16 protein-coding genes are annotated in these 21958 nt (G+C 56.7%); 3 read left to right on the forward strand and 13 right to left on the reverse strand.

Going from position 1 to position 21958, the window contains the following annotated elements:
- The first annotated feature begins 1 nt into the window (after nucleotide 1).
- The 3 genes from NR302_RS14040 (at nucleotide 2) to NR302_RS14050 (ending at nucleotide 1624) form a co-directional block, all read left to right on the forward strand.
- Nucleotides 2-1027, forward strand: a complete 1026-nt coding sequence (locus NR302_RS14040; RefSeq protein ID WP_154190496.1) for a M4 family metallopeptidase — start codon at nucleotides 2-4, stop codon at nucleotides 1025-1027.
- Nucleotides 1012-1338, forward strand: coding sequence for a protealysin inhibitor emfourin (locus NR302_RS14045; RefSeq protein WP_154155670.1), 327 nt, complete (start codon nucleotides 1012-1014; stop codon nucleotides 1336-1338). The genes NR302_RS14040 and NR302_RS14045 overlap by 16 nt, the downstream gene beginning before the upstream one ends.
- Nucleotides 1339-1441: 103 nt before the next feature.
- Entirely contained in the window at nucleotides 1442-1624 is a 183-nt protein-coding gene (locus NR302_RS14050) for a general stress protein (protein WP_045814915.1), read from the forward strand.
- Nucleotides 1625-1710: 86 nt separating this feature from the next.
- Here NR302_RS14050 and NR302_RS14055 read toward each other — a convergent pair whose 3' ends face one another.
- From NR302_RS14055 to NR302_RS14115, 13 genes are all read right to left on the reverse strand, one after another.
- Nucleotides 1711-4149 carry a glucose/quinate/shikimate family membrane-bound PQQ-dependent dehydrogenase gene (locus tag NR302_RS14055; protein WP_258143751.1) on the reverse strand — a complete coding sequence of 813 codons (2439 nt, stop codon included), beginning with the start codon at nucleotides 4147-4149 and terminating at the stop codon, nucleotides 1711-1713.
- Nucleotides 4150-4477: 328 nt separating this feature from the next.
- Complete coding sequence (locus NR302_RS14060) at nucleotides 4478-4705, reverse strand: zinc ribbon domain-containing protein (protein WP_258143752.1); 228 nt, start codon at nucleotides 4703-4705, stop codon at nucleotides 4478-4480.
- Nucleotides 4706-4801: 96 nt separating this feature from the next.
- A complete protein-coding gene (der, locus tag NR302_RS14065) occupies nucleotides 4802-6292 on the reverse strand; it encodes a ribosome biogenesis GTPase Der (RefSeq protein ID WP_154155664.1) in 1491 nt (496 codons plus the stop codon).
- Between the two features lie 178 nt (nucleotides 6293-6470).
- A complete protein-coding gene (bamB, locus tag NR302_RS14070) occupies nucleotides 6471-7652 on the reverse strand; it encodes an outer membrane protein assembly factor BamB (RefSeq protein ID WP_008108309.1) in 1182 nt (393 codons plus the stop codon).
- Between the two features lie 19 nt (nucleotides 7653-7671).
- Nucleotides 7672-8289 carry a YfgM family protein gene (locus tag NR302_RS14075; protein WP_008108308.1) on the reverse strand — a complete coding sequence of 206 codons (618 nt, stop codon included), beginning with the start codon at nucleotides 8287-8289 and terminating at the stop codon, nucleotides 7672-7674.
- 39 nt (nucleotides 8290-8328) lie between these two features.
- The gene (hisS, locus tag NR302_RS14080) at nucleotides 8329-9603 is read right to left on the reverse strand and encodes a histidine--tRNA ligase (RefSeq protein WP_008108307.1); all 1275 of its coding nucleotides are present in this window, start codon (nucleotides 9601-9603) and stop codon (nucleotides 8329-8331) included.
- Between the two features lie 106 nt (nucleotides 9604-9709).
- The gene (ispG, locus tag NR302_RS14085) at nucleotides 9710-10831 is read right to left on the reverse strand and encodes a flavodoxin-dependent (E)-4-hydroxy-3-methylbut-2-enyl-diphosphate synthase (RefSeq protein WP_258143753.1); all 1122 of its coding nucleotides are present in this window, start codon (nucleotides 10829-10831) and stop codon (nucleotides 9710-9712) included.
- A 38-nt stretch (nucleotides 10832-10869) separates the two neighbouring features.
- Nucleotides 10870-11886 carry a cytoskeleton protein RodZ gene (gene rodZ, locus NR302_RS14090; protein ID WP_258143754.1) on the reverse strand — a complete coding sequence of 339 codons (1017 nt, stop codon included), beginning with the start codon at nucleotides 11884-11886 and terminating at the stop codon, nucleotides 10870-10872.
- Nucleotides 11876-12610, reverse strand: a complete 735-nt coding sequence (gene pilW / locus NR302_RS14095; protein ID WP_258143755.1) for a type IV pilus biogenesis/stability protein PilW — start codon at nucleotides 12608-12610, stop codon at nucleotides 11876-11878. Before pilW ends, rodZ begins: the two co-directional genes overlap by 11 nt.
- Before the next feature lie 75 nt (nucleotides 12611-12685).
- Entirely contained in the window at nucleotides 12686-13855 is a 1170-nt protein-coding gene (locus NR302_RS14100; protein WP_007884898.1) for a bifunctional tRNA (adenosine(37)-C2)-methyltransferase TrmG/ribosomal RNA large subunit methyltransferase RlmN, read from the reverse strand.
- 188 nt (nucleotides 13856-14043) lie between these two features.
- Nucleotides 14044-14475, reverse strand: a complete 432-nt coding sequence (gene ndk, locus NR302_RS14105; protein ID WP_007884899.1) for a nucleoside-diphosphate kinase — start codon at nucleotides 14473-14475, stop codon at nucleotides 14044-14046.
- 168 nt (nucleotides 14476-14643) lie between these two features.
- On the reverse strand, nucleotides 14644-16968 hold the full coding sequence (gene pbpC / locus NR302_RS14110; RefSeq protein ID WP_258143756.1) for a peptidoglycan glycosyltransferase PbpC: 2325 nt from the start codon (nucleotides 16966-16968) through the stop codon (nucleotides 14644-14646).
- Nucleotides 16969-16974: 6 nt separating this feature from the next.
- Complete coding sequence (locus NR302_RS14115) at nucleotides 16975-21861, reverse strand: alpha-2-macroglobulin (protein WP_258143757.1); 4887 nt, start codon at nucleotides 21859-21861, stop codon at nucleotides 16975-16977.
- Nucleotides 21862-21958: the final 97 nt, after the last annotated feature.

A 21958-nucleotide genomic window follows, 5' to 3' on the forward strand; every position in this document is an offset into this window, starting at 1 on the left:
TATGTCTTACAGCGTTATCCCACCCTACATTCTGCGCAATATCATTGATAATTGCTCCGGCGCGCAACAAGACTACGCGCGCCGCACCCTCACCCACGTCCAGCACTTAATGGGCGAACACAATGCTAAACCGGCAAGCACCGCCACAGCGCAGCCTGGCACGGTGCTGCGGGCTATCTACGACGCCGAAGGAACACAAAATCTGCCCGGCACTTTGGTGCGCGACGAAGGCCAGCCGGGAAATGGTGATGTCGCAGCCGAAGAGGCGTGGAACTATCTCGGCATTACCTACGATTTCTTTTGGCAAACCTACCAACGCAATTCGCTGGACAACAAAGGCCTCAAGCTCGATGGCACCGTGCATTACGGTAAGGAGTACCAGAACGCCTTCTGGAACGGTCAGCAGATGGTGTTTGGTGACGGCGACGGCGAGATTTTCAATCGCTTCACCATTGCGCTGGATGTGGTGGCGCACGAGCTGACGCACGGCGTGACGGAAACCGAAGCGGGATTGATCTATTTCCAACAGGCAGGTGCGCTGAACGAATCGATGTCTGACGTGTTTGGCTCGCTGGTTAAGCAATTCCACCTCAAGCAGAGCGCCGATCAGGCCGACTGGATCATCGGCGAAGGCTTGCTGGCGCAGGGCATCAACGGGCGCGGATTGCGATCGATGTCATCACCGGGCACCGCCTACGACGATCCGGTGCTGGGCAAAGATCCGCAACCAGCCGACATGGCTCACTACATCGAAACGCGTGACGACAACGGCGGCGTACATCTCAACTCTGGCATTCCCAATCGCGCCTTCTATCTCGCCGCTAAAGCGCTGGGCGGCTTCGCGTGGGAACAGGCGGGTCAAGCCTGGTACGACACGCTGTGCGACAAAACGCTGCCGCAGGATGCCGATTTCAGCACCTTTGCACGCTTTACCGTGCAGCACGCGAAACAGCGGTTCAACAACTCAGTGGCGGAGAAGATCCAATCCGCCTGGCAGCAGGTGGGCGTAAAATGGACATCCAACTGACCGATGACGCAATAATCGAGCTGGCGCGGGAAGGCGGTATCGCTTTTATTCCCAAACTACGCGGCGAACGGCGCTTTGCGCTGGCGGAGCTGCCGGAACCGCAAAAGCAGCGCGTCTGCGAGGTGCTGGAACAGGCAATGCCGCTGGGCGAACCGGAAGATCAGGCGGCAAACATGGGTCGAGGCGATCAGCGCTATTACCGCATTCAAATCTCTTACGCCACACATCTTGAGGCGGCAAGCTTAGTGATTTTAATTCCTGAACAACTGGCGCCACCCGAGCTGCAATCGCTGTGGCGAGACGGTGAATAGGTTATCAGAGATCTCTCAAGGCAGAGCGTAACTGGTTGACTATACTCATTATGTGGCTAGCTAGTCCACGTCGAAGAAAACACCCTTAGATGAGGTCTCTGCTATGACACAAAAAAAGCAACGAGGTGGTGCCGGGAACTTTGCAGAGGACCCGGAGCGCGCCAGGGAAGCAGGTAGCGCTGGCGGCAAAGTCAGCGGGGGTAATTTCAGAAACGATCCTGAAAGAGCCAGGGAAGCTGGAAGAAAAGGAGGTCAAAAAAGCCGTCGCCCTTCCAAGCAGCAGTAATTAAGGTGCCTTAAAGGAAGTGATGTGCCACGGATGGTTAAAAAAAAGGCCGACATCATGATGTCGGCCTTTCTCGTATTGAGAACTTAATTGCTGTCTGGCAGCGCGTAAGCAATCACATAATCACCACGGTCTGGCGACTGACGTGCGCCGCCTGCGGAGATCAGGATGTACTGCTTGCCGGTTTTCGGCGAAACGTAGCTGATTGGACCGCCCTGGCTACCAACTGGCAGACGTGCTTTCCACACTTCTTTACCGGTTGAGCTATCGAAAGCGCGCAGATAGTAATCCTGCGTACCGGCGATGAACACCAGGCCGCCCTGCGTTGCCAGCGTGCCGCCTAAGGTCGGCATACCAATTGGCATCTTCGCGCGCATTTTGATACCAAACGGACCGGTATCTTCAACGGTACCAACCGGCACCTGCCATACGATCTGACGGGTTTTCATGTCAATCGCCGACAGCGTACCGAACGGCGGAGCCTGACACGGAATGCCCAGCGGCGACATGAAGCGGTTTTTGTTAACCGCGTACGGTGTGCCTTTAAGCGGAACCGCACCCATACCGGTGTTGATGGCTTCGCCACCGTTGCTGGCTGCAGTCTTGCTAGTGTCTTGCGGGATCATCTGTACCCACAGGCCCAGACGCATGTCGTTAACGAACATGTACTGGTTATTCGGGTCAAACGAGATACCGCCCCAGTTCATACCGCCCAGTGAACCTGGGAAGCTGAGGGATTTATCGGTATCTGGCACGGTGAACAGACCATCGTAACGCATGCCTTTGAAGGCAATACGGCACGCCAGCTGATCAAACGGCGTTGCGCCCCACATATCCGACTCAGTCATTTTCTGGTTGCCGATGTTTGGCATTTCCACTGAGTGCGGCTGAGTTTTGGTGTACTGCTCGTTCGGGATGTGACCCTGCGGCATCGGCAGCTCTTCAACTTTGGTCAAAGGCTTGCCGGTCAGGCGGTCCAGCACCCAAATCATGCCGGTTTTCGCGCCGATAACCACGGCTGGCTTGTTGGTGCCATCCTTCATCGGGAAGTCTACCAGGCTCGGCTGCATTGGCAGGTCAAAGTCCCACAGATCGTTATGCACGGTCTGATAAACCCACTTCTGCTTACCGGTGGTGGCATCCAGCGCCAGGATTGATGCACCGTAGGTGTGATCCAGTTTGGTACGGTTTGCACCCCACAGGTCCACTGACGAGCTTCCCATTGGCAGGAACACGGTGTTCATTGCCGGATCGTAAGACATTGGCGCCCATGAGTTCGGCGTACTGCGGGTGTAATCTTTACCCGGCATCAGCACCGCATTGGGGTCGTCGTTGCCTGGGTCAAACGCCCAACGCATCTGACCGGTGATAACGTCAAAACCACGCAGCACGCCGCCAGGCATGTCGGTCTGTACGTTATCCGCAACACGGCCGCCCACAACAACGGTGGTACCGGCCATCGCTGGCGGTGAAGTCAGCTGATACTGCGGATCTGGCGCACTGCCGAGACCGGTTTTCAGGTCAACCACACCGTGCGTACCGAAGGTGTCGCACAGCTCACCGTTGTCGGCGTTGATAGCAATCAGACGCGCATCGATGGTGTTCATCAGAATACGACGCTGACAGGTATCGCCCGCAGGCAGCACAGCGGCAGTCACCGGCGTTGAGCCCGGCTGCGTTGGCTGCTGAAGCGGTTTGGTGGCATCGAAATAGGCTAAGCCACGGCAGCGGTTCCACACTTCTGCCTGCGCGTTGATTTCGCGTTTCCAGATTTCCTTACCGCTGTCTGCTGCAACCGCAATCACATTGTTATGCGGGGTGCACAGGAACAGCGTGTTGCCCACTTGCAGTGGAGTTTGCTGATCTTCCGCACCGTTACCGGTTGGGCTGATCGGTGTGTCACCGGTGTGGAAAGTCCAGGCGACCTGCAGGTCTTTCACGTTGTCGCGGGTGATTTGATCGATGGCAGCGAAGCGGTCGCCACCCGGCGTACGGCCGTAGCTACTCCAGTCTTGCTGAGGTTTTGATTTATCGACCGGAATCAGCGGCAGCTGTTTACCGTCAAACGCCACGGTAGGATGCGGCTGGAACATCTGCACGAAGGTCGCCACCATGCCCACCGCGATCACCGCCGAGAACACATAAGAGGCTTTCGCCAGAGAGCTTTTGCCTTCGCTTTTACGCAGAGCTGGCCAGGTGAGGAATGCAAACAGCATCAAGCCGGCTGGCACCATCAAACGTGATACCAGCGGCCAGAAATGCAAGCCCGCATCAAACAGTGACCAAATCAACGTGCCAGCAAACACCAGAATAAACAGGGTGACGGCGGATGATTTGCGACGGAAGAACTGAATGGCCGACAGCAACATGACGATACCGGCGATGAGGAAGTACCAGCTGCCGCCCAGCGCAACCAGCTTGCCGCCGCCGATAGCGAAGAACAAGCCGATAGCCAGCAGGACCAGGCCAAACAGTACGGACCAGATGCTCAGCCCTTTGCCGGGACGAGCGGAATTTTCTGCCATAACAAAAACTCTCCTGAAAAAATAAAGCGCTGGCGCCAGTAAATCTGTGGCAGCCGATAACAAGGCTCCAGCCGCAGCGGGAGACAGGAATAATTCCGTTACGCTTTATTTTATATCTATTGGTACGGGTGCAATGCCCGTGATTCGGCGCTTGTGAGCGAGGACACAACGCAGGTGAGAGTGATTCTCGCTACAAGGCGGCAGGATTGTACCACCTGGTACAATAAAAAGTGAATATCCATAACGCGGCAGTCACTGGTTAATAGCATTTTTGCTACAAATCCAGTCGTAAGCTATTAATAAATATGACGGCGTATCGTGACTTTTCTTATTGCGACGTTAAGTCGGGGATGAATTCGACACGTTTTTTGGAAATTAGGCCGTCGCCGTGCTGGCAGAAGTAGTCCACCGCACCGCAGGCTTTCAGCACCTGCAACGGTTGGTGGCAATCCGGGCATGAGGCGATGAGTGCGAAATGACGTTCACAGCTGGGGCAGTCAAAACCGGTTTCATTATGAGTGAGTCGTTGCTGACAGGCTGGGCAGGAAAAATTCATCAATCATCCTCTGCGCTTTGGATGGCAGTCGCCATGAATGGCGACCCTACGCGTTACAGGTTCATAAAAAAAGGGCCCTGCTGGGCCCTTCTCATGTTAACGCTTGTTCTTCTTCAGATGCGACATCAGACGCTGACGTTTACGCTGCTGCGTTGGCGTCAACAGATTGCGCTTGCCCGCGTACGGGTTATCGCCCTCTTTGAACTGAATGCGAATCGGCGTGCCCATCACGTTGAGTGAACGACGGAAGTAGTTCATCAGGTAACGTTTATAGGAATCGGCCAGATCTTTCACCTGGTTGCCGTGAATCACCACGATTGGCGGGTTATAACCACCGGCGTGCGCATACTTCAGCTTCACGCGGCGACCACGCACCAATGGCGGCTGGTGATCGTCGGCGGCCATGGTCATGATGCGCGTCAGCATGGCGGTGCCCACACGTTTGGTGGAGCAGTCGTACGCTTCAGTCACCGATTCGAACAGGTTACCGACGCCGCTGCCGTGCAGGGCTGAAATGAAGTGGATGCGCGCAAAATCGATGAAGCCCAGGCGGAAGTCCAACATCTCTTTGACTTCATCTCTGGCTTCCTGCGTCATGCCATCCCATTTGTTGACCACGATCACCAGTGAGCGCCCACTATTCAGGATGAAGCCCAGCAGCGACAGATCCTGATCTGAAATTCCGGCACGCGCATCAATCACCAGCATCACCACGTTAGCGTCTTCGATCGCTTGCAACGTTTTGATAACTGAGAATTTCTCGACAGTTTCGGTGATTTTACCGCGCTTACGTACGCCAGCGGTATCAATTAGCACATACTCACGATCGTCACGTTCCATCGGAATATAGATGCTATCGCGCGTGGTGCCCGGCATGTCGAAGACCACGACACGATCTTCGCCAAGAATACGGTTAGTTAGCGTTGACTTACCCACATTTGGGCGGCCGACGATCGCGAGTTTGATTGGCAGTGTGGTTGGGTCGAAGTCTTCTTCATCCTCTTCCTCCAGCGCCTTCTCAGTCTCTTCTTCTAAATCGGCCCAATAGGCGGCGTTCTCTTCTTCTTCAGTGAGCTCGACTTCTGGAACAATTTCTTCCATCCACGGCAACAGTGCGGTTTCCAGCAGGCTGTTAACGCCACGGCCATGCGAAGCCGCAATGGCGTGAATCTCACCTAAGCCCAGCGCATAGAAATCCAGCACCGCTGCTTCCGGGTCGATACCGTCAGTTTTGTTGGCGACCACAAAGGTGGCTTTCTCACGCGCACGCAGATGATTGGCGATTTGCTGATCCGCCGGCATCACGCCCGCGCGCGCATCCACCATAAACAGCACCACATCGGCTTCTTCAATCGCCAGCAGCGACTGCTCCGCCATGCGGTTTTCAACGCCCTCTTCGGTGCCATCGATACCGCCGGTATCAATAACAATGAATTCGCGCCCTTCCACTTCGGCGCGACCATATTTGCGATCGCGAGTCAGTCCAGGAAAATCCGCCACCAGCGCATCACGTGTGCGTGTTAAACGGTTAAATAGCGTAGATTTTCCCACATTGGGACGCCCAACCAGCGCGACCACAGGTACCATAACACTTGCCTCAGTTTTTAAAATAATTCGCCCGAATGGCGTGATTATAACGACATTTGACGCCAGGCGTCAGGCTGAAGGCGCAAAGAATACCATGCCTGACTAAAAACGAAACGGCCCCTGACGAATCAGGAGCCGTGTAAGCGAGCGGGAAACAGGTTCCCGCAGAGCCAATTCCTTAACGGGTGATGGCGTAAACTTCTCCGCCTTTCGCCTGGATCAGCAGCTTGTCACCGGCTACAACCGGTTCAGTCTGGAAGCCATCGCTGTCCAGTTTCTGCTGCGCCACGAAGCGGCCGTCAAGGGTGTTGATCCAATGCAGATAACCTTCACTATCGCCCACCACCAGATAACCGTTGAACAGCACCGGCGAGGTCAGATTACGATGCAGCAGATCGCTTTGACGCCAGATGGCCACGCCACCGTCAGCATTCAGGGCAATCACGCGGTCATCCTGATCGACCAGATAGATACGACCAGCATCCACCACCATGTCTTTCACGCCGCCAATTTCGCGCTTCCACAGAACCTGACCAGAACGCAGTTCCAGTGCGGTGAGGTTACCGTTATACGCCAGCGCATAAATCACACCGTTTACCACAACTGGCGTAGTATCGACGTCGCTCAGGCGATCGATTTCCGTAGCGCCGCTTGGCTGCGAAATACGCTGCTGCCAAATCAGCTGACCTTGGTTGACGATGACTGCGCTCACGCGGCCATTGTCGCCACCGACGATTGCGCCACCAAAGGCCACGGTCGGAGCCGATTCACCGCGCAGTGACAGCGCAGGCATATCGAGGTTGACGGTCCATTTGATTACGCCAGTGCTCTGATCAAGACCTTGCAACATACCGTTGCTGGTGTGGATCAGCACTAAACCGTCGCTCACTACCGGACGCGACAGCGCTTCACCGGCGACCTTGGTCTGCCAGGCAATGCCACCATCGCTGCTATTTAACGCAAATACCTGACCACGTTCGCTACCGATGTAGATGCGATCGCCGCTGGCCGTTACACCGCCAGAAAGCAGTGCCGAGATGTTTTTCGAGAAGAATCCGGTTTTCTCAGAGAGATCGACTTTCCATTTCTCTTTACCATTGCTGGCATCAAGCGCTTTAACCACACCAAAACGATCCGCAGCATACACGGTACCGTCCAGCCAGGCTGGATGCAGATTGGAATAGAAATCACCAACGCCGTCGCCGACCGAGGTGCTCCACGCGGTCTGCGGCGTAAACTGGTTTTCCACTTTAGGCAGCGGGGCCATTTTCACTACATCTTCTTCGCCGCTGAACAGCGAGCAACCGCTGAGCAGAGTGACTGAAATCAGCCCTGGCAGCAGGTATTTACGTAATTCCATGTGCGCTCTCTTGACTGGCTTAACTTAAGTTATTCATCTTCATCTGCAGCATTTGCTTCAGCGCAGGAGAGGCCTGCGATTCAGCACCTTTGCTCCAGGCATCACGCGCGCCCTGCTTATCGCCTTTGCTCAGCAGTGCTTCGCCACGAATGTCCGCCACAATGGCTGTCCAGCCATCACCTTTAACATTGTTAAGGGTAGAAAGTGCGGCATCGGCCTGGCTTTGCTGCAACTGAATGCGTGCCAGACGCAGGTTAATCACCGCCTGCAGGTTGGCATCTTTGGTATCTTTCAGCCCACTCTGTAACAGAGTGATAGCTTTATCGAGCTGATTGGTTTCAACATACTGCTTAGCCAGATCCAGCGACGCCAACGCACCGTAGGTGTTGTTGTTTTCGCTAGCGAAAGTGGCTACTGCTGCCAGCGAATCCGGCTTGTCCGCCTGCATCGCACTGGTCAGCTGTTGATATTCTGCTGATGCCGCTTTATCGGTCCCTTCCTGATGGCTGGACCAGAAACGCCAGCCACCCAGCGCAGCGATACCGATGATTACGCCAACGGCCAGGAATTTGCCATTGTTGGCAAAGAACTGACGCAGTGCGTCAACTTGTTCGTTTTCGTTGCTGTAAACTTCCACGCAATCCCTCTCTTTAAAATGGCTGTTGCAGTGCTGCGCTTACTGCAGCAGCGTGCGCAATGTCGCAGCGGCGTCGCTCTGAGCCAGCGTCTGTTGATCGCCAGTACGCAAGTCTTTCACCACAACCTGGCCCGCTTTCACTTCATCCTCGCCCAGCACCAGCGCAATGCGTGCGCCCCACTTGTCTGCACGTCCAAACTGCTTCTTGAAGTTACCGCCACCGAAGTTGGTCATCAGCTTCAATGCAGGATCAGCATCACGCAGTTTTTCCGCCAGTTGCATCGCGGCGGACTGAACGCCCTGCCCCGAAGCGATAACATAGACATCAACAATGCGCGTCGGTTCAAATTCTGGATTAACCGCTTGCACCAGCAACACCAAACGCTCCATGCCCATGGCAAAACCAACTGCTGGCGTGGCTCGACCACCCAACTGTTCAACTAAACCATCGTAACGTCCGCCACCGCATACGGTGCCCTGCGAACCGAGGCTGCTGGTTACCCATTCAAACACGGTACGGTTGTAGTAATCGAGGCCGCGCACCAGGCGCTGGTTGATACGATATTTAATGCCCGCGTCGTCCAGCAAGGCGCACAGCCCGCTGAAGTGCTCGCGCGACTCCTCATCAAGGAATTCGCCCAGCGTTGGCGCATCGTTTAACAGTTTCTGGATGTCAGGATTTTTGCTGTCGAGCACACGCAGTGGATTGGTGTACATGCGGCGTTTGCAATCTTCGTCGAGTACGTCCTGATGTTGCTCCAGGAACGCCACCAGCGCGCTGCGATAGTTGGCGCGCGCGTCCAGCGAACCGATAGAGTTCAGCTCAAGCTCAACGTGATCGGCGATACCTAACGCTTTCCACCAGCGCGCGGTCATCATGATCAGCTCAGCATCCACGTCCGGGCCTTGCAGGCCAAAGACTTCCACACCCATTTGGTGGAACTGGCGATAACGACCTTTCTGCGGACGCTCGTAGCGGAACATCGGGCCGGTGTACCACAGACGCTGTTCCTGATTGTATAGCAGACCGTGCTCGATACCGGCACGCACGCAACCTGCGGTGCCTTCCGGACGCAGCGTCAGGCTTTCGCCGTTGCGGTCTTCAAAGGTGTACATCTCTTTCTCAACCACGTCGGTGACTTCACCGATTGCGCGGCTGAACAACGGGGTGTGCTCAACGATTGGCAGACGGATTTCACTGTAACCATAGCTGGCCAGCACCTGCTTAAGGGTGCCTTCAATACGCTGCCAAATCGCGGTATCCGCCGGCAGGTAATCGTTCATCCCGCGAATCGCTTGAATATTCTTCGCCACGTTAGAATCTCTTTAAGACAAAAAAACCTGAGCGGCATCATACCTTATGAGGATGAAACCGCACAGGTTCAATCACAAACTGGCACGCGACAGGCGCGCACCACGATTATTTTTCCAGCTGCTGCACGTTGATGCGGCGGCTTTCATCCAGCATGCTGGCTTTGGCGCGAATACGCGCTTCCAGCTGGTCGATCATGTCGTTGTTATCGAGACGATCGCGCTGGCGCACACCATCTTCGTAGAAGCCGCTTTTCTTGGCGCCGCCGGTCACGCCAAGGGTAGAAACTGTCGCTTCACCCGGACCGTTCACCACGCAGCCGATAATGGAAATATCCATCGGCGTGATGATGTCTTCCAGACGCTCTTCCAGCGCATTCACCGTACCGATGACATCAAACTCCTGACGCGAGCAAGTCGGGCAGGCAATAAAGTTGATGCCACGCGCGCGGATGCGCAAAGATTTGAGGATGTCGTAGCCGACTTTCACTTCTTCAACCGGATCGGCCGCCAGCGAAATACGCAGCGTATCGCCAATGCCTTCGGCCAGCAGCAGACCTAAACCAATCGCCGATTTCACTGAACCCGCACGCGCGCCGCCCGCTTCGGTGATACCGAGGTGCAGCGGTTGATCGATGGCTTTCGCCAGCAGACGATAGGATTCAACGGCAAGGAAGACGTCGGAGGCTTTGACGCTCACTTTGAACTGATCAAAGTTGAGGCGATCGAGGTGATCCACATGGCGCATCGCGGATTCGAGCAGCGCCTGCGGCGTTGGCTCGCCGTATTTTTCCTGCAGATCTTTTTCCAGCGAACCGGCATTCACGCCGATACGGATCGGAATATTGTAATTACGCGCACAATCCACCACCTGGCGGATACGCTCATTGTTACCGATGTTGCCTGGATTGATACGCAGACAATCCACGCCATATTCAGCGACTTTCAGTGCGATGCGATAGTCAAAGTGAATGTCCGCTACCAGCGGCACGTTGACCTGTTGCTTAATCAGTTTGAAGGCTTCAGCCGCATCCATAGTGGGAACAGAGACGCGCACGATATCAACCCCGACGCGCTCGAGCTGGCGAATCTGGTTAACGGTGGCGTCCACATCAGTGGTGCGGGTGTTGGTCATTGACTGAACGGCGATGGGCGCACCATCGCCAACTGGCACCTTGCCGACGTAAATCCGTGTTGATTTGCGACGGATAATGGGTGCTTCGTTATGCATATTCTCTCTCCACAATTACCCGGAAAGCGCGCTGTGCGTTATTGCGCACCCAGCGTCAGACGGGCAACCTGGTTATTACGGATAAAACGACTTAAATCAACGGGCTGATTCTGATATTGCACGTCAACCGCACCTGGTGCGCCAATTTTCAGACGATACGGAGCCGTTCCGGACAAACTCAGCTTACCGCCGCTACGTTGCAGACCGCTGAACAACTTCTTGCCGGTCGCATCGCTGACTTCCAGCCAGCAATCGGCTTTGAAGTTCATCACGATGGCATTTGGATCGCCAGCCGGTTGGCTGACAGCCGCATTTCCGGTAGGCATCTGGCCAGCAGGAATGCTGTTCGCTGGCGCCGGAGACGTCGCCGCTGGCGGTGCCGTATCAATCGGAGCCTGGCTTGGCGAAACCACGGCGTTATCGCTGCCGTTGGTTTGCGCGGTATTGCTAGTGCTCGCCGCAGGTGCGGCGGTGTTGCTTTCCGGCGTGGCGACAGCGCCAGCACCGTTATCAACTGGCGTACCGGCAGCGTTGGTATCCGCATCGGCATTGCTGTCGGTGCTGTTATCGCCCAATGGAATGGACTGGCTATTGTCGCCGCTGCCGTTTTGATCGGCCATCGACACCAAATCAGCCTGTGACGCTTTATGGTTCTGCCACCACCACGCACCGGTTAAACCGACTACGACAAAAATCACCAACCAGGTGAAGATCATCAGCCAGCCATCGCGCTTTTTACGACGCTTACCCAATGAGAAGCTCTGCATCGGCTCGATCTTGGCCGCGCGCACCGGAGCCTGTTTTGCCATCATCGGCAGCAGGTCATCTTCCGGTACATGCACCAGTCGGGCATAGGAGCGAATGTATCCGCGCAGGAATGTCGACGCTAAATCAGCAGGTGACTTATCCTCTTCAATATCACGCACGGTAGTAAGTTTCAGGCACAGGCGTTCAGCGACGTTTTGCTGGGTCAGCCCCATCTGCTCACGGGCCAGACGCAGGCGTTCACCTGTGGAATGTACTGCAGAATTCTCTTGAGTGGCTTCAGTATTCATTAGCTAAATAACGCTGGTACTGTATCGATTGTGGAAAACTTCGCGCCAACCGGTCGCCATAACGTGTAACGTCAGCAGCGTTTCCCTGTTGCGCGGCGAAACGTATCTGTAACCACAGGCTCTCTGCCGTTGCCGGCAAACGCTGATGGTACACTTCTAAAAGCAGCGGAACCGACTGCTGTTCCTGCTGTTCAAGCCGCCTTTCCACTTCCCTTAGCAGTTGACTACCCTGCTCCGGTGCGGCATCCAGCGCGTAACCTAACTGCTCGCGCGCTGCGGCACTCTCATCAGCCTGCAGGTAACAATAGCCCGAAAACAGGAATGCATCCTGACGAGCATCGATTTCCTGCGCCTCAATTGCCAGCTTAAACTGTTGATGCGCTTCGTCATACTGCCTTAAACCGCAGAGAAACGCACCGTAATTGTTAGCCACATAACCATTCAACGGCGCTAACTGCTGCGCCCGCTGATAGTGCCAGCGAGTTTGCGCGCTATTCTGCTGCGCCTGCGCCACCCGAGCAAGGGCCAACGGGACACGATAATCTTTTGGCGCTGCCTGCTGAGCACGCAATAAATTGCGCTGTGCGGCGGCATAATCCTTCACCGCCAGGTAGTGCAATCCGAGCTGCAAACGAATATCCGCTGCGCTTTGCTGTGCGGGATGATTGACACAACCGGTTACAACAAAGCCAGCCAGAATCGCTGCGAGTAATCCTTTACGCATTTCAGTCTCTCCATGAAAAATATGCGGAGAGACTGACATGAGTTACGCCCGGTGAATATCAGCAGGCGCTGGCTTTCAGAGCGCCTTCACAGAGATAGCTTCGCCTGCCATTTTCTTACGCAGCGTACGCTTGGTACGGTCGATCACATCGCCCGCTAGCTGACCACAAGCGGCGTCGATGTCGTCACCACGGGTTTTACGCACGATGGTGGTGAAACCGTAATCCATCAGGACTTTGGAGAAGCGATCGATACGGCTGTTAGAGCTACGGCCATACGGCGCGCCGGGGAACGGGTTCCACGGAATCAGGTTAATTTTGCACGGCGTCTCTTTCAGCAGTGCCGCCAGCTCATGCGCGTTGTCAGTGCTGTCATTGACGTGATCCAACATCACGTACTCAATGGTCACACGGCCCTGATTGGCGTTGGACTTGCCGATGTAGCGTTTTACCGCCGCAAGGAAAGTCTCGATGTTGTACTTTTTGTTGATCGGCACGATCTCGTCACGAATCGCATCGTTTGGCGCATGCAGCGAAATCGCCAGCGCTACGTCGATCATGTCGCCCAGCTTATCCAGCGCCGGCACCACGCCCGAAGTGGAGAGCGTAACGCGACGTTTTGACAGGCCGAAACCAAAGTCGTCCAGCATGATGTCCATTGCCGGTACCACGTTGTTCAGGTTCAGCAGCGGCTCGCCCATGCCCATCATCACCACGTTGGTAATCGGACGCTGACCGGTAATTTTCGCGGCACCGATGATTTTCGCGGCGCGCCATACCTGGCCGATAATTTCTGAGACGCGCAGGTTACGGTTAAAGCCCTGCTGCGCCGTCGAACAGAACTTGCACTCCAGCGCACAGCCTACCTGCGAAGAGACGCACAAAGTTGCGCGATCTGCTTCCGGGATATAGACGGTTTCAACCAGCTGGTCGCCCACGCGGATCGCCCATTTAATGGTGCCATCGGTGGAACGCATCTCTTCCGCCACTTCCGGCGCACGGATTTCAGCGCGCTGCATCAGCTTACCGCGCAGCACTTTGTTGATGTCGGTCATCTGCTCGAAATCATCGCAGCAGTAGTGATACATCCACTTCATGACCTGATCGGCACGGAACGGCTTTTCGCCCATCTCAAGAAAGAATTCGCGCATCTGCTGACGGTTAAGATCCAGCAGGTTAATTTTTTCGTTTTTTGGGGAAACAACCACGGGGGAAGCGGACGACGGCGTCACAATCTGTTCGGACATAATGTTCTCTGGCCTCGTTGTTACACGTTACGGCTCTGGTTAATAGTAGGAAAAAAACAGCGCCCTCGCTGAGGCTGGCTCAACAAGGGCGCATAATTGTACTACATCTGCTGCATGATGCCAGGGGAACCGTTTCACAGATGTTGAACAGCTGTAAAGACGCGTGTCCGCTCAGGCCATCAACGCACTTAGCGAGTGCGTGGGCAGACTTCGTTTTCTGCGAAGAAGTACGCGATTTCGCGTGCTGCAGATTCAGCAGAGTCAGAACCGTGGGTCGCGTTCTCGGTGAAGCTGTCCGCGTAATCCGCACGCAGAGTACCTGCCAGCGCGTTGTCTGGGTTAGTTGCACCCATCAGATCGCGGTGACGCTGAACGGCGTTTTCGCCTTCCAGTACAGAAACCACAACTGGGCCAGAAGTCATGAATTCAACCAGACCATCAAAGAATGGACGGCCTTTATGCTCAGCGTAGAAGCCTTCAGCCTGCTCTTTGGTCAGGTGCAGCATTTTTGCGCCAACGATTTTGAAGCCCGCGCTTTCAAAACGGTTATAGATTGCACCAATCACGTTCTTAGCGACGGCGTTTGGTTTCACGATTGAGAAAGTACGTTCGATTGCCATGTTGACCTCTAGTTAGCATCCTGAAGAATCCGGGAGCTCCTCCCGGTAAGAAAACGCGCCGATTATAGGGACATCATGGCGCGTTGCCTATTAGCGATTAGCGGAATTATTGAAAATAATTGATTTTTGTCGGGGCACGCAGGCAAAAAGTATGCCATATCCAAGCACTCAACCGCGGGTAAAGGCCACCGATGAGAGTTGCCCTGCTTCATCCATCACCACCAGTTGATAACTGCCCGGCTCATCCAGCACCAGCGCCGCACTCTTATTATTCGCGTCCCGCTCCAGCGGCTGCCCGTTCAAAAACCACCAGCGCTGCTCACCTTGTCCGCCCTGCACCGCTACCGGCATCACCAGCACCACTTTGCCCGGCAGCGGCTGTACGCGCTGACCGTTGATCACACCGGTAATCACCATCGGCGGCGCGTTGCCCTGATTGAGTGGCGGACAAGCGAGATCGATCGGCGGCAAGCGCTGCGCACGGCGTTCAGCAACCGGCAGCCAGGGTTCAAGCGGCAGCGGCCACATCAGGCGCTCGTGACTTTGTGCATCCGGGCAGTCTGCTGCTACGCGCAATCCCCGGCTGTTCTGCCAGTAGCGCTGGCGCAAACCATTAACGCCTTCCTGCCCCGGCGCCAGCAGCGTTGGCGGCACGGTTTGATTCAATACCCAGCTCTGACGACGCTGGCGACAGTTCTCGTCGCCGATGGGCAACGGCTGGCCGCCAGGCCAGCAAATGCTCATGGCGCTGACCGCTTGCGGACGCGGATCGCGCGGCGCACCGTTCACCGGCATATGGCCAGCCAGCAAATTATTGACCTGATTCATCACCGGTACCGCCGAGGCAAAACCAAATTGCCCGGCGACAGGCGTGGCATCCGGTCGCCCAACCCACACGCCAATCAGATAGCGCGGCGTGATGCCAATCGTCCATGCATCGCGATAGCCGTAGCTGGTCCCGGTTTTCCACGCCAAAGGCGCAATCTCCGACACCGTGCCGCTGGCCGGCGGTTGCGCTGCGCCAGCCAAAATGCGCCGCACAATCCATGCTGCGCCCGGCGACAGCAGCGGCCTTTCCTGCAGCGGCTGTGTCGTCAGCCAGCGCAACTGCGCCGCATTGCCGTGACGGGCAAAGGCGCTGTAGGCCGCCACAATCTCATCCATGCGTGTGCCGGTGCCGCCCAGCACCAGCGACAGATTGGGTTCTGCGCCGGCTGGAAAGCGCAGATTCAATCCCACGTTACGCAAACGCGCAGCAACGGTTTTTGGTCCCAGCGCATCCAGCAACTGCACCGCAGGAAGATTGAGCGATCGCTCCAGCGCATCGCTGGCGCTCACCGGTCCGTGAAAACCAGAGTCGAAGTTACCGGGACGATAGTCACCGAAGCGGCGCGGCACATCCTGCAGCAGCGATTCACCATGTATCAACCCATCGTCCAGCGCCATGCCATAGACAAAGGGCTTCAGCACCGATCCCGGCGATCGCACGCAGGAGATCATATCGACGTGACCAAAACGGCTGTCGTCATTGAAATCCACCGAACCGACATAGCCGCGCACTTTCATGTTTTGGTGATCCACCACCAACAGCGCCAACGAGGTGCGCGGCGGCAAGTTACTTTTCAGCGACGCCGCCAGATTCTCCAGTTCGCGCTGCAGCGACACATCAATGGTTGAGGTGATTTTGTTGTCGGGTGACAGCGACAATAGGCGGCGAGCCAGCAGCGGCGCACGTTGCGGCATTTGGCGCGGCGGCAGCCACACCGCTTCTTGTTTGATATCGGCGACATCCTGCACTGACCAGACGTGATATTGCGCGAGGCGATCCAACACCTTGTTGCGTGCGGCTTCGGCGCGCTGTGGCCAGCGGTCCGGACGCAGGCGGCTCGGCGCCTGTGGCAGCACCGCCAGCAGCGCCGCTTCCCCTTTGGTAAGTTGCGATGGCGGTTTCCCCAGCCACATCCAGCTCGCCGCGCCAACGCCCTCAACCGTGCCGCCAAAAGGGGCGCGATTGAGATACAGTGTGAGGATGTCGCGTTTAGAGAGATGATATTCGAGCTGTAGCGCACGCCACGCCTGCACCACTTTACCGCGCAGCGTGCGCGGTTGCGGATCAATAAGTCGCGCCACCTGCATAGTGAGCGTGCTACCGCCGGAGACCACGCCGTGATGCAGCACGTTCTGCCCGACAGCGCGCACAATCGCCATCGGATTGATGCCGGGATGCTGCCAAAACCAGCGATCTTCGTAAGTCAGCAGCGCCTCGATATAAGCGGGTGAGACATCCTCCAGCGTCACCGGATAGCGCCACACGCCTTGTTGATCAGCAAAGCGCCACAGCGGTGTACCGTCTTCGGCTACCACCACGCGCGCCGGCTGCAACTCACGCAGCGGCAGCGGCGTAAGTCGATCCAGCAGCCACAGCGCAGCCATTAGCAGCACTAAAAAAAGCGGCAGCCAGCGCCACCGCTGTAGTTGCTTACTTCCAAACATCAATGGTTAACGCACATTGAGTTTTTCCGGCGTGCTGCCAATCGCGCGCCATTCCGGCACATACATCGATTCCACCTGCGGCGGTGGCAAGCGATAGCTGCCCGGCGTCACCGCACGCGCCAGATACAGCAGCGTGCCCGGCGTATAGCCATCCAGCGCCAGCGCGGCGACAAAGCGGTCGTCACGGAATTCGATATGCTTAATGTTGGCTTGCTGCATATCCATCATGCTCTCTTTCAGCGCATCGGCACTGTCGCCTAAACTGGCGCTGCTGTCGCTCAGGTTCTGGTTTTCCAGCTCAAGTCCAGCAGGCAGCAGATCCACCACCAGCGCATCACTGACGCGCTCGCTGGCCGCGACTTTGAGCCGCACCACCAGCAGTTCGCCACTTTTCAGGTTGGTGAGATCCGCTGGCTTACCATCCAGCGTGAAGTACTCACGACTGATCTGCAGCACGTTGCTCATCGGCGACGGTGCGGTGCGCGGATAGCCCACAACATTTAGCGTGCCGTAAAGCGGCGACGCGTTGTCGCTTTTCACCGACACGCCCTGACGCAGCTGATCTTCCGTCATACCAATATTGAGCGGCTGATTGCTGCTGAGCGGTTCCGCTTTGCCTTGTAGTGTCGCCTGCCAGCTTTCGCCTTTATGCTGCTGCAAGGTGCGGGCGGCGAGGAACAACGCGTTGTTTTCTTGCGTCGAGAACCAGCGCTGTCCGTGCACCGCTTTCGCCAGCTCGATCAGCAGCGGACCTTGCATCTCCGGCAGCAGCTGGTTTTCCGTCAACAACGACAAAATCAGTGCGCGATCGCGCACCGGGCTGCCGTAATCGCCGAGCCAGCTGTTAGGCTTACGTTCCAGCCCAATGCCCTGCGCCAGCGCCAGTTGTGCGCGCTGTTGATCGCCCATCAGCTTCAACGCCACGCCAAGCTGCACCATCGCCAGGCCCGATTTAGCCTGATCGCGCTTTTCATACAGCGCACGCAACGCGCCGAGCGGTGCCTGCTGCTGACGTGCCAGCACCAATCCGGCGTAGGCCTGCACGCTGAAACGCAAACCATCTGCATCGCTGCTCCAGCTGGTTTCGATTTGCGTGGGATCCTGCAGATAGCGCAGCAGACGTTCGTCGGCGCGGGTAATCACGCCATCCGGCACGCTGTAACCGGCTTCGCTGGCGCGCAGCAGGAAATCAGTGACGTAAGCCGTCAGCCAAAACTCTTCCTGACTCTCTTTGCTCCACAAACCAAAGCTGCCGTTGCCGCGCTGCATGCCGGCAAGGCGCGCGATGCCGGTATCAATCGAGGCGCGACGCGCTTCATCGTTGCTGGTTTTGATGCCCATCGCCGTCAGCTGCGCATGGTTGGTGAACACCGACGGCCAAATGCCGCTGGCGGTCTGTTCAAGGCAGCCATAAGGATAGGCATACAGCGAACTGATGTAGCTGGCGATATTCAGCGGCGGACGGTTGCTGAGTGACAGCTGTCCGCTCAAGGTATCCTGCTGCAATCCATTGAAGGCGCTCGCCATCACCTGCCAGTTCTGACCGGTTTGCATCACGTTATCGAAGCTCAGCGTTTGTGCCGGATAAGCCGGACGCACGCCAATTTTCCATTTGCGCTCGCTGGCTGCCAGCGTTTCGCCCGGCAAACTCATGCCGGAAACCTTGACCTGCACATCGCCCTCACCAAAGCCGCCCTGAGCTTTGACCGGAATTTGCAAAGTGGTGCGCGCGCCTTTCGCCAGCTGCACGCTGGCGGGGATCTGGCCGTTAAGGGCGATCTGGCCGCTGGCCGTGACGTTGATTTTAAGCGTCTGCGGTTGATCGGTGAGGTTGGTGAGATCCAGCGCCAGCGTAGATTGATCGCCGCTGGCCAGGAAGCGCGGCGTCGCCAGTTCGCTGATCAAGGGTGCAGCAACTACCAGCTTGCGATCGGCCGAGCCGAAGCTGTCGGCGCTCCACACCTGCGCCATCAAACGCAGTTCGCCATTGAACGCCGGGATCGGCAGTTCCAGCGTGCCTTCACCGTTGGCATCCAGCGTTACGGGCTGCAACTGCTGCGCCACGATCTGCACCTCGGTGACCGGCTTTTTACCGCCGCGCGACAGCGTATCGGCATCGTCGCCGTCACCGCCAAAGCGCAGCGCGGCCAGCTTGCCACCGCCTTCAATCAGCTGACCGAACACATCGTACTGATCGGCGTTATAGCGCTTGCGGCCAAAAAACGCGTCCCACGGGTTCGGGGTTTTGTAATCGGTAATGTTGAGCACGCCGCTGTCCACCGCCGAGAGCAATACCTGAACCTGCTGCGGCAACGCGCCACCTTCACGGCTGGCTTTGACCTTCACTTTTAGCGCCTGCTCAGGACGGATTTTATCCGGCGCGTCGAGCGCTAAGCTGAGGCGACGCGCTTCAGTCGCCATCGGCAGATGCAGCAAGCCCACCGCACGTTTCGGCGTGACGCCGCTGGCTTTGTCGCCGTCACGCACCACGATGGCGCTAAGATAGAGATCGTGTCTCTTCCAGCTGTCGCTAATCGGTACATCAATGGTCGCGCCGCCCGCCGGAACGTTCAGCGGTTGCCACCACAGCGTGCCGCTGCTGGATTCCACCATCAGATAGCCTTTACCGGCAGCAGGCGATTCCACCTGTACATGCGCGGTGTCGCCCGCCTGATAGGCGGTTTTATCGATTTTCAGTTTGACCTGATCCGGACGCAGCGCGCCGGTGCCGTTGGTGTTGTCCTGCCACCAATATCCCGCCTGGAAACGCACGCTGCTAATGATGTTGTCGCCGGCATGCACTTCCAGGCGATAGGTGCCCCACTCCACCGGGAAGCTCACCTTCTGGCTGCCGCCCGCTGCAATTGTGATGCGCTGCTGCTCCTCCTGCAGATCCTTTTGATCGAAGCGCGACTGCCAGCCTTCGCTGTCAGAGAAGCTCCAGTAATAGTCGCGGCGTTCGTGGATCAGGCGCACATCAAGATCTGATGCCGCCAGTTTCTCGCCCTGCGGATTGGCGTAGACCACGTCGAACTCCGCCAGACTGTTTTCCGCCACGGTCGGCTCATCGTGATAACGGTCGGTGCGATAGTCATATACCGATTCGCTGTTAAACAGCGGACGAATGCCGGGCAGCGCCGGAGCCGGCCAAATCGCCTGAGTCGCGCGGCGCGTCACCGGACGGCCGCCGGTTTCCAGCAGGCTGGCTTGCAGAATCAGATTGAGCGGCGAATGACTCTCTTTCCAGCTGCTCTCAACGTTGAGCTGCAATTTGCCGCTCTCATCCAGCTTCTCATCCACATCATCGAGCGAGCGTTTCAGCTCTTCAGTGATGTCGCCAAATTGATAGCCTGGCAGCGCGGCAACCGCTTCACGTGCCGGGCGCAGGAACAGCTGCCCTTGCAACTCGTTACCTGCGGCAGGCGCACCGTACAAATAGCGGCCTTCGACCGCAAAAGTAATGTCGTCATCTGGCGTCACCGGCTGCGCGCTGTTGGTTAGATCCAGTGCCATGCGCTCTGGCAGGAAGTCTTCTACGTGGAACGGCCAACTGCGCGGCTGGTTATCGCCGCTGTTGATGCGCAGCGTCCATTCGCCAGTCATTGCGGAAGCAGGTAACGCAAAACGATGTTGATAGACGCCGTTTTCCGGCTGCCAGACAAAGGTCTGCGACACTTCGCCATTCGGCTGCACCACTTCGGCTTTCACCGGCTGCGACGGCAATGGTTTGCCGTCAGCATCACGCAGCAGCGCGTTGACGATCACCGTTTCACCCGGACGATAGAGATCGCGCGGACCAAATACGAAGAACTGTTTGTCATAGCCTTGCGGACCATCAATCGGAAACTCAGCCAGATCCAGCGCCGGACGATTGAGATCGATCAGCGAGGTTTGGCCCTTTTGTGTCGCCAGCAGCAGCTTGCCTTTGGCATTCGCCGGTAAGCGCAGATGACCGTTGCTGTCGCTGGTGCCGCTGGCGAGTTGTTTGCCTTTTTCATCCAGCAACTGCACGCTGACATCATCCAGCGGCGCGCCGTTGGCCAGGCTTTGGGCGAACAGTTCCAACTGTTCGGGGAATTGGTGCAGCGATAAACCGATGTCGCTCAATGTGAAGAGTGTCGCCGGCTGCGTGTAGTTGTAGGTTCCGGCCTGTTTCATCACCGCCAGATAGACGCCCGGCTGTTTCAGCGCATCGACATCGCCCAGCGGCAGTTGCATTTTCTCGCGCGTATTGCGCGCCGGATTGAGATCGAAGCGTGCGCCGTAAACCAGATCGGCATTTTTCAGCAGCTCGCGCGATTCCCAGTACGACATGTTGTTGCCGTAATTCCACTGGGCGAGAAAATCGGCTAGCGAGGCACTTTTCACGCGGAAGAAATCGACGTCGACGTTATTCACATTTAATGCCAGCACCGGCAAACCCTGCGTCAGGCACAGCGGCAACAGCGATCCGCGACTGGCAAAGCCCACCATCGGCTGGATATCGCGCGTGGTGAGCGTTTGGCTAAAAGGCGCGGATAAGGTGCTGCCATCGGCCGCTTTGAGACCGGCATCGACGTTAACCGTCAACTTGCGCGACGGTTCAGGATGACGAAAACGCAGCGCTTTACCGTTTTGCGCCAGCTCCCAGCCGCCGTCGACCTTGCCGCTTTTATCATCGGTAATTTGCACATGCGCGGCAAAATCCTGTTTGCTATCAAGTGGCGAATTGAAGGTCAACACCAGCGCGGCAGCGCCGTCGAGTTGCAGTTCGGAGAGATCGATAACGGATAGCGATTGCGGCGTTGTTGCTGCGGCTGGTGTTTCCTGCGCGTGACTCGTCAAGGTTACGCCGCCCAGTAATACACCACCGATCAGCGCGCTGAGCAGCAGCCGGTTAAAACGTTTTGCCATGGTAATTCCCTCACCAGTCCCAGAAGTTAAGAAAACGCAATTTCGCGCAATTTCACATCAACCCGCCGACTTTAGCAATCACACCCTTGAGATAGCG

Origin of the sequence: Pantoea sp. SOD02 (genome assembly GCF_024707505.1) — a bacterium.
Taxonomy (GTDB): domain Bacteria; phylum Pseudomonadota; class Gammaproteobacteria; order Enterobacterales; family Enterobacteriaceae; genus Pantoea; species Pantoea symbiotica.

Coding starts and splice junctions, on each gene's coding strand:
- NR302_RS14055 (WP_258143751.1), bottom strand. CDS start 4,149: ATGGCAGAAAATTCCGCTCGTCCCGGCAAAGGGCTGAGCATCTGGTCC.
- pilW (WP_258143755.1), bottom strand. CDS start 12,610: ATGCGTAAAGGATTACTCGCAGCGATTCTGGCTGGCTTTGTTGTAACC.
- pbpC (WP_258143756.1), bottom strand. CDS start 16,968: ATGTTTGGAAGTAAGCAACTACAGCGGTGGCGCTGGCTGCCGCTTTTT.
- NR302_RS14060 (WP_258143752.1), bottom strand. CDS start 4,705: ATGAATTTTTCCTGCCCAGCCTGTCAGCAACGACTCACTCATAATGAA.
- NR302_RS14115 (WP_258143757.1), bottom strand. CDS start 21,861: ATGGCAAAACGTTTTAACCGGCTGCTGCTCAGCGCGCTGATCGGTGGT.
- NR302_RS14040 (WP_154190496.1), top strand. CDS start 2: ATGTCTTACAGCGTTATCCCACCCTACATTCTGCGCAATATCATTGAT.
- ndk (WP_007884899.1), bottom strand. CDS start 14,475: ATGGCAATCGAACGTACTTTCTCAATCGTGAAACCAAACGCCGTCGCT.
- ispG (WP_258143753.1), bottom strand. CDS start 10,831: ATGCATAACGAAGCACCCATTATCCGTCGCAAATCAACACGGATTTAC.
- rodZ (WP_258143754.1), bottom strand. CDS start 11,886: ATGAATACTGAAGCCACTCAAGAGAATTCTGCAGTACATTCCACAGGT.
- NR302_RS14100 (WP_007884898.1), bottom strand. CDS start 13,855: ATGTCCGAACAGATTGTGACGCCGTCGTCCGCTTCCCCCGTGGTTGTT.
- der (WP_154155664.1), bottom strand. CDS start 6,292: ATGGTACCTGTGGTCGCGCTGGTTGGGCGTCCCAATGTGGGAAAATCT.
- NR302_RS14045 (WP_154155670.1), top strand. CDS start 1,012: ATGGACATCCAACTGACCGATGACGCAATAATCGAGCTGGCGCGGGAA.
- NR302_RS14050 (WP_045814915.1), top strand. CDS start 1,442: ATGACACAAAAAAAGCAACGAGGTGGTGCCGGGAACTTTGCAGAGGAC.
- bamB (WP_008108309.1), bottom strand. CDS start 7,652: ATGGAATTACGTAAATACCTGCTGCCAGGGCTGATTTCAGTCACTCTG.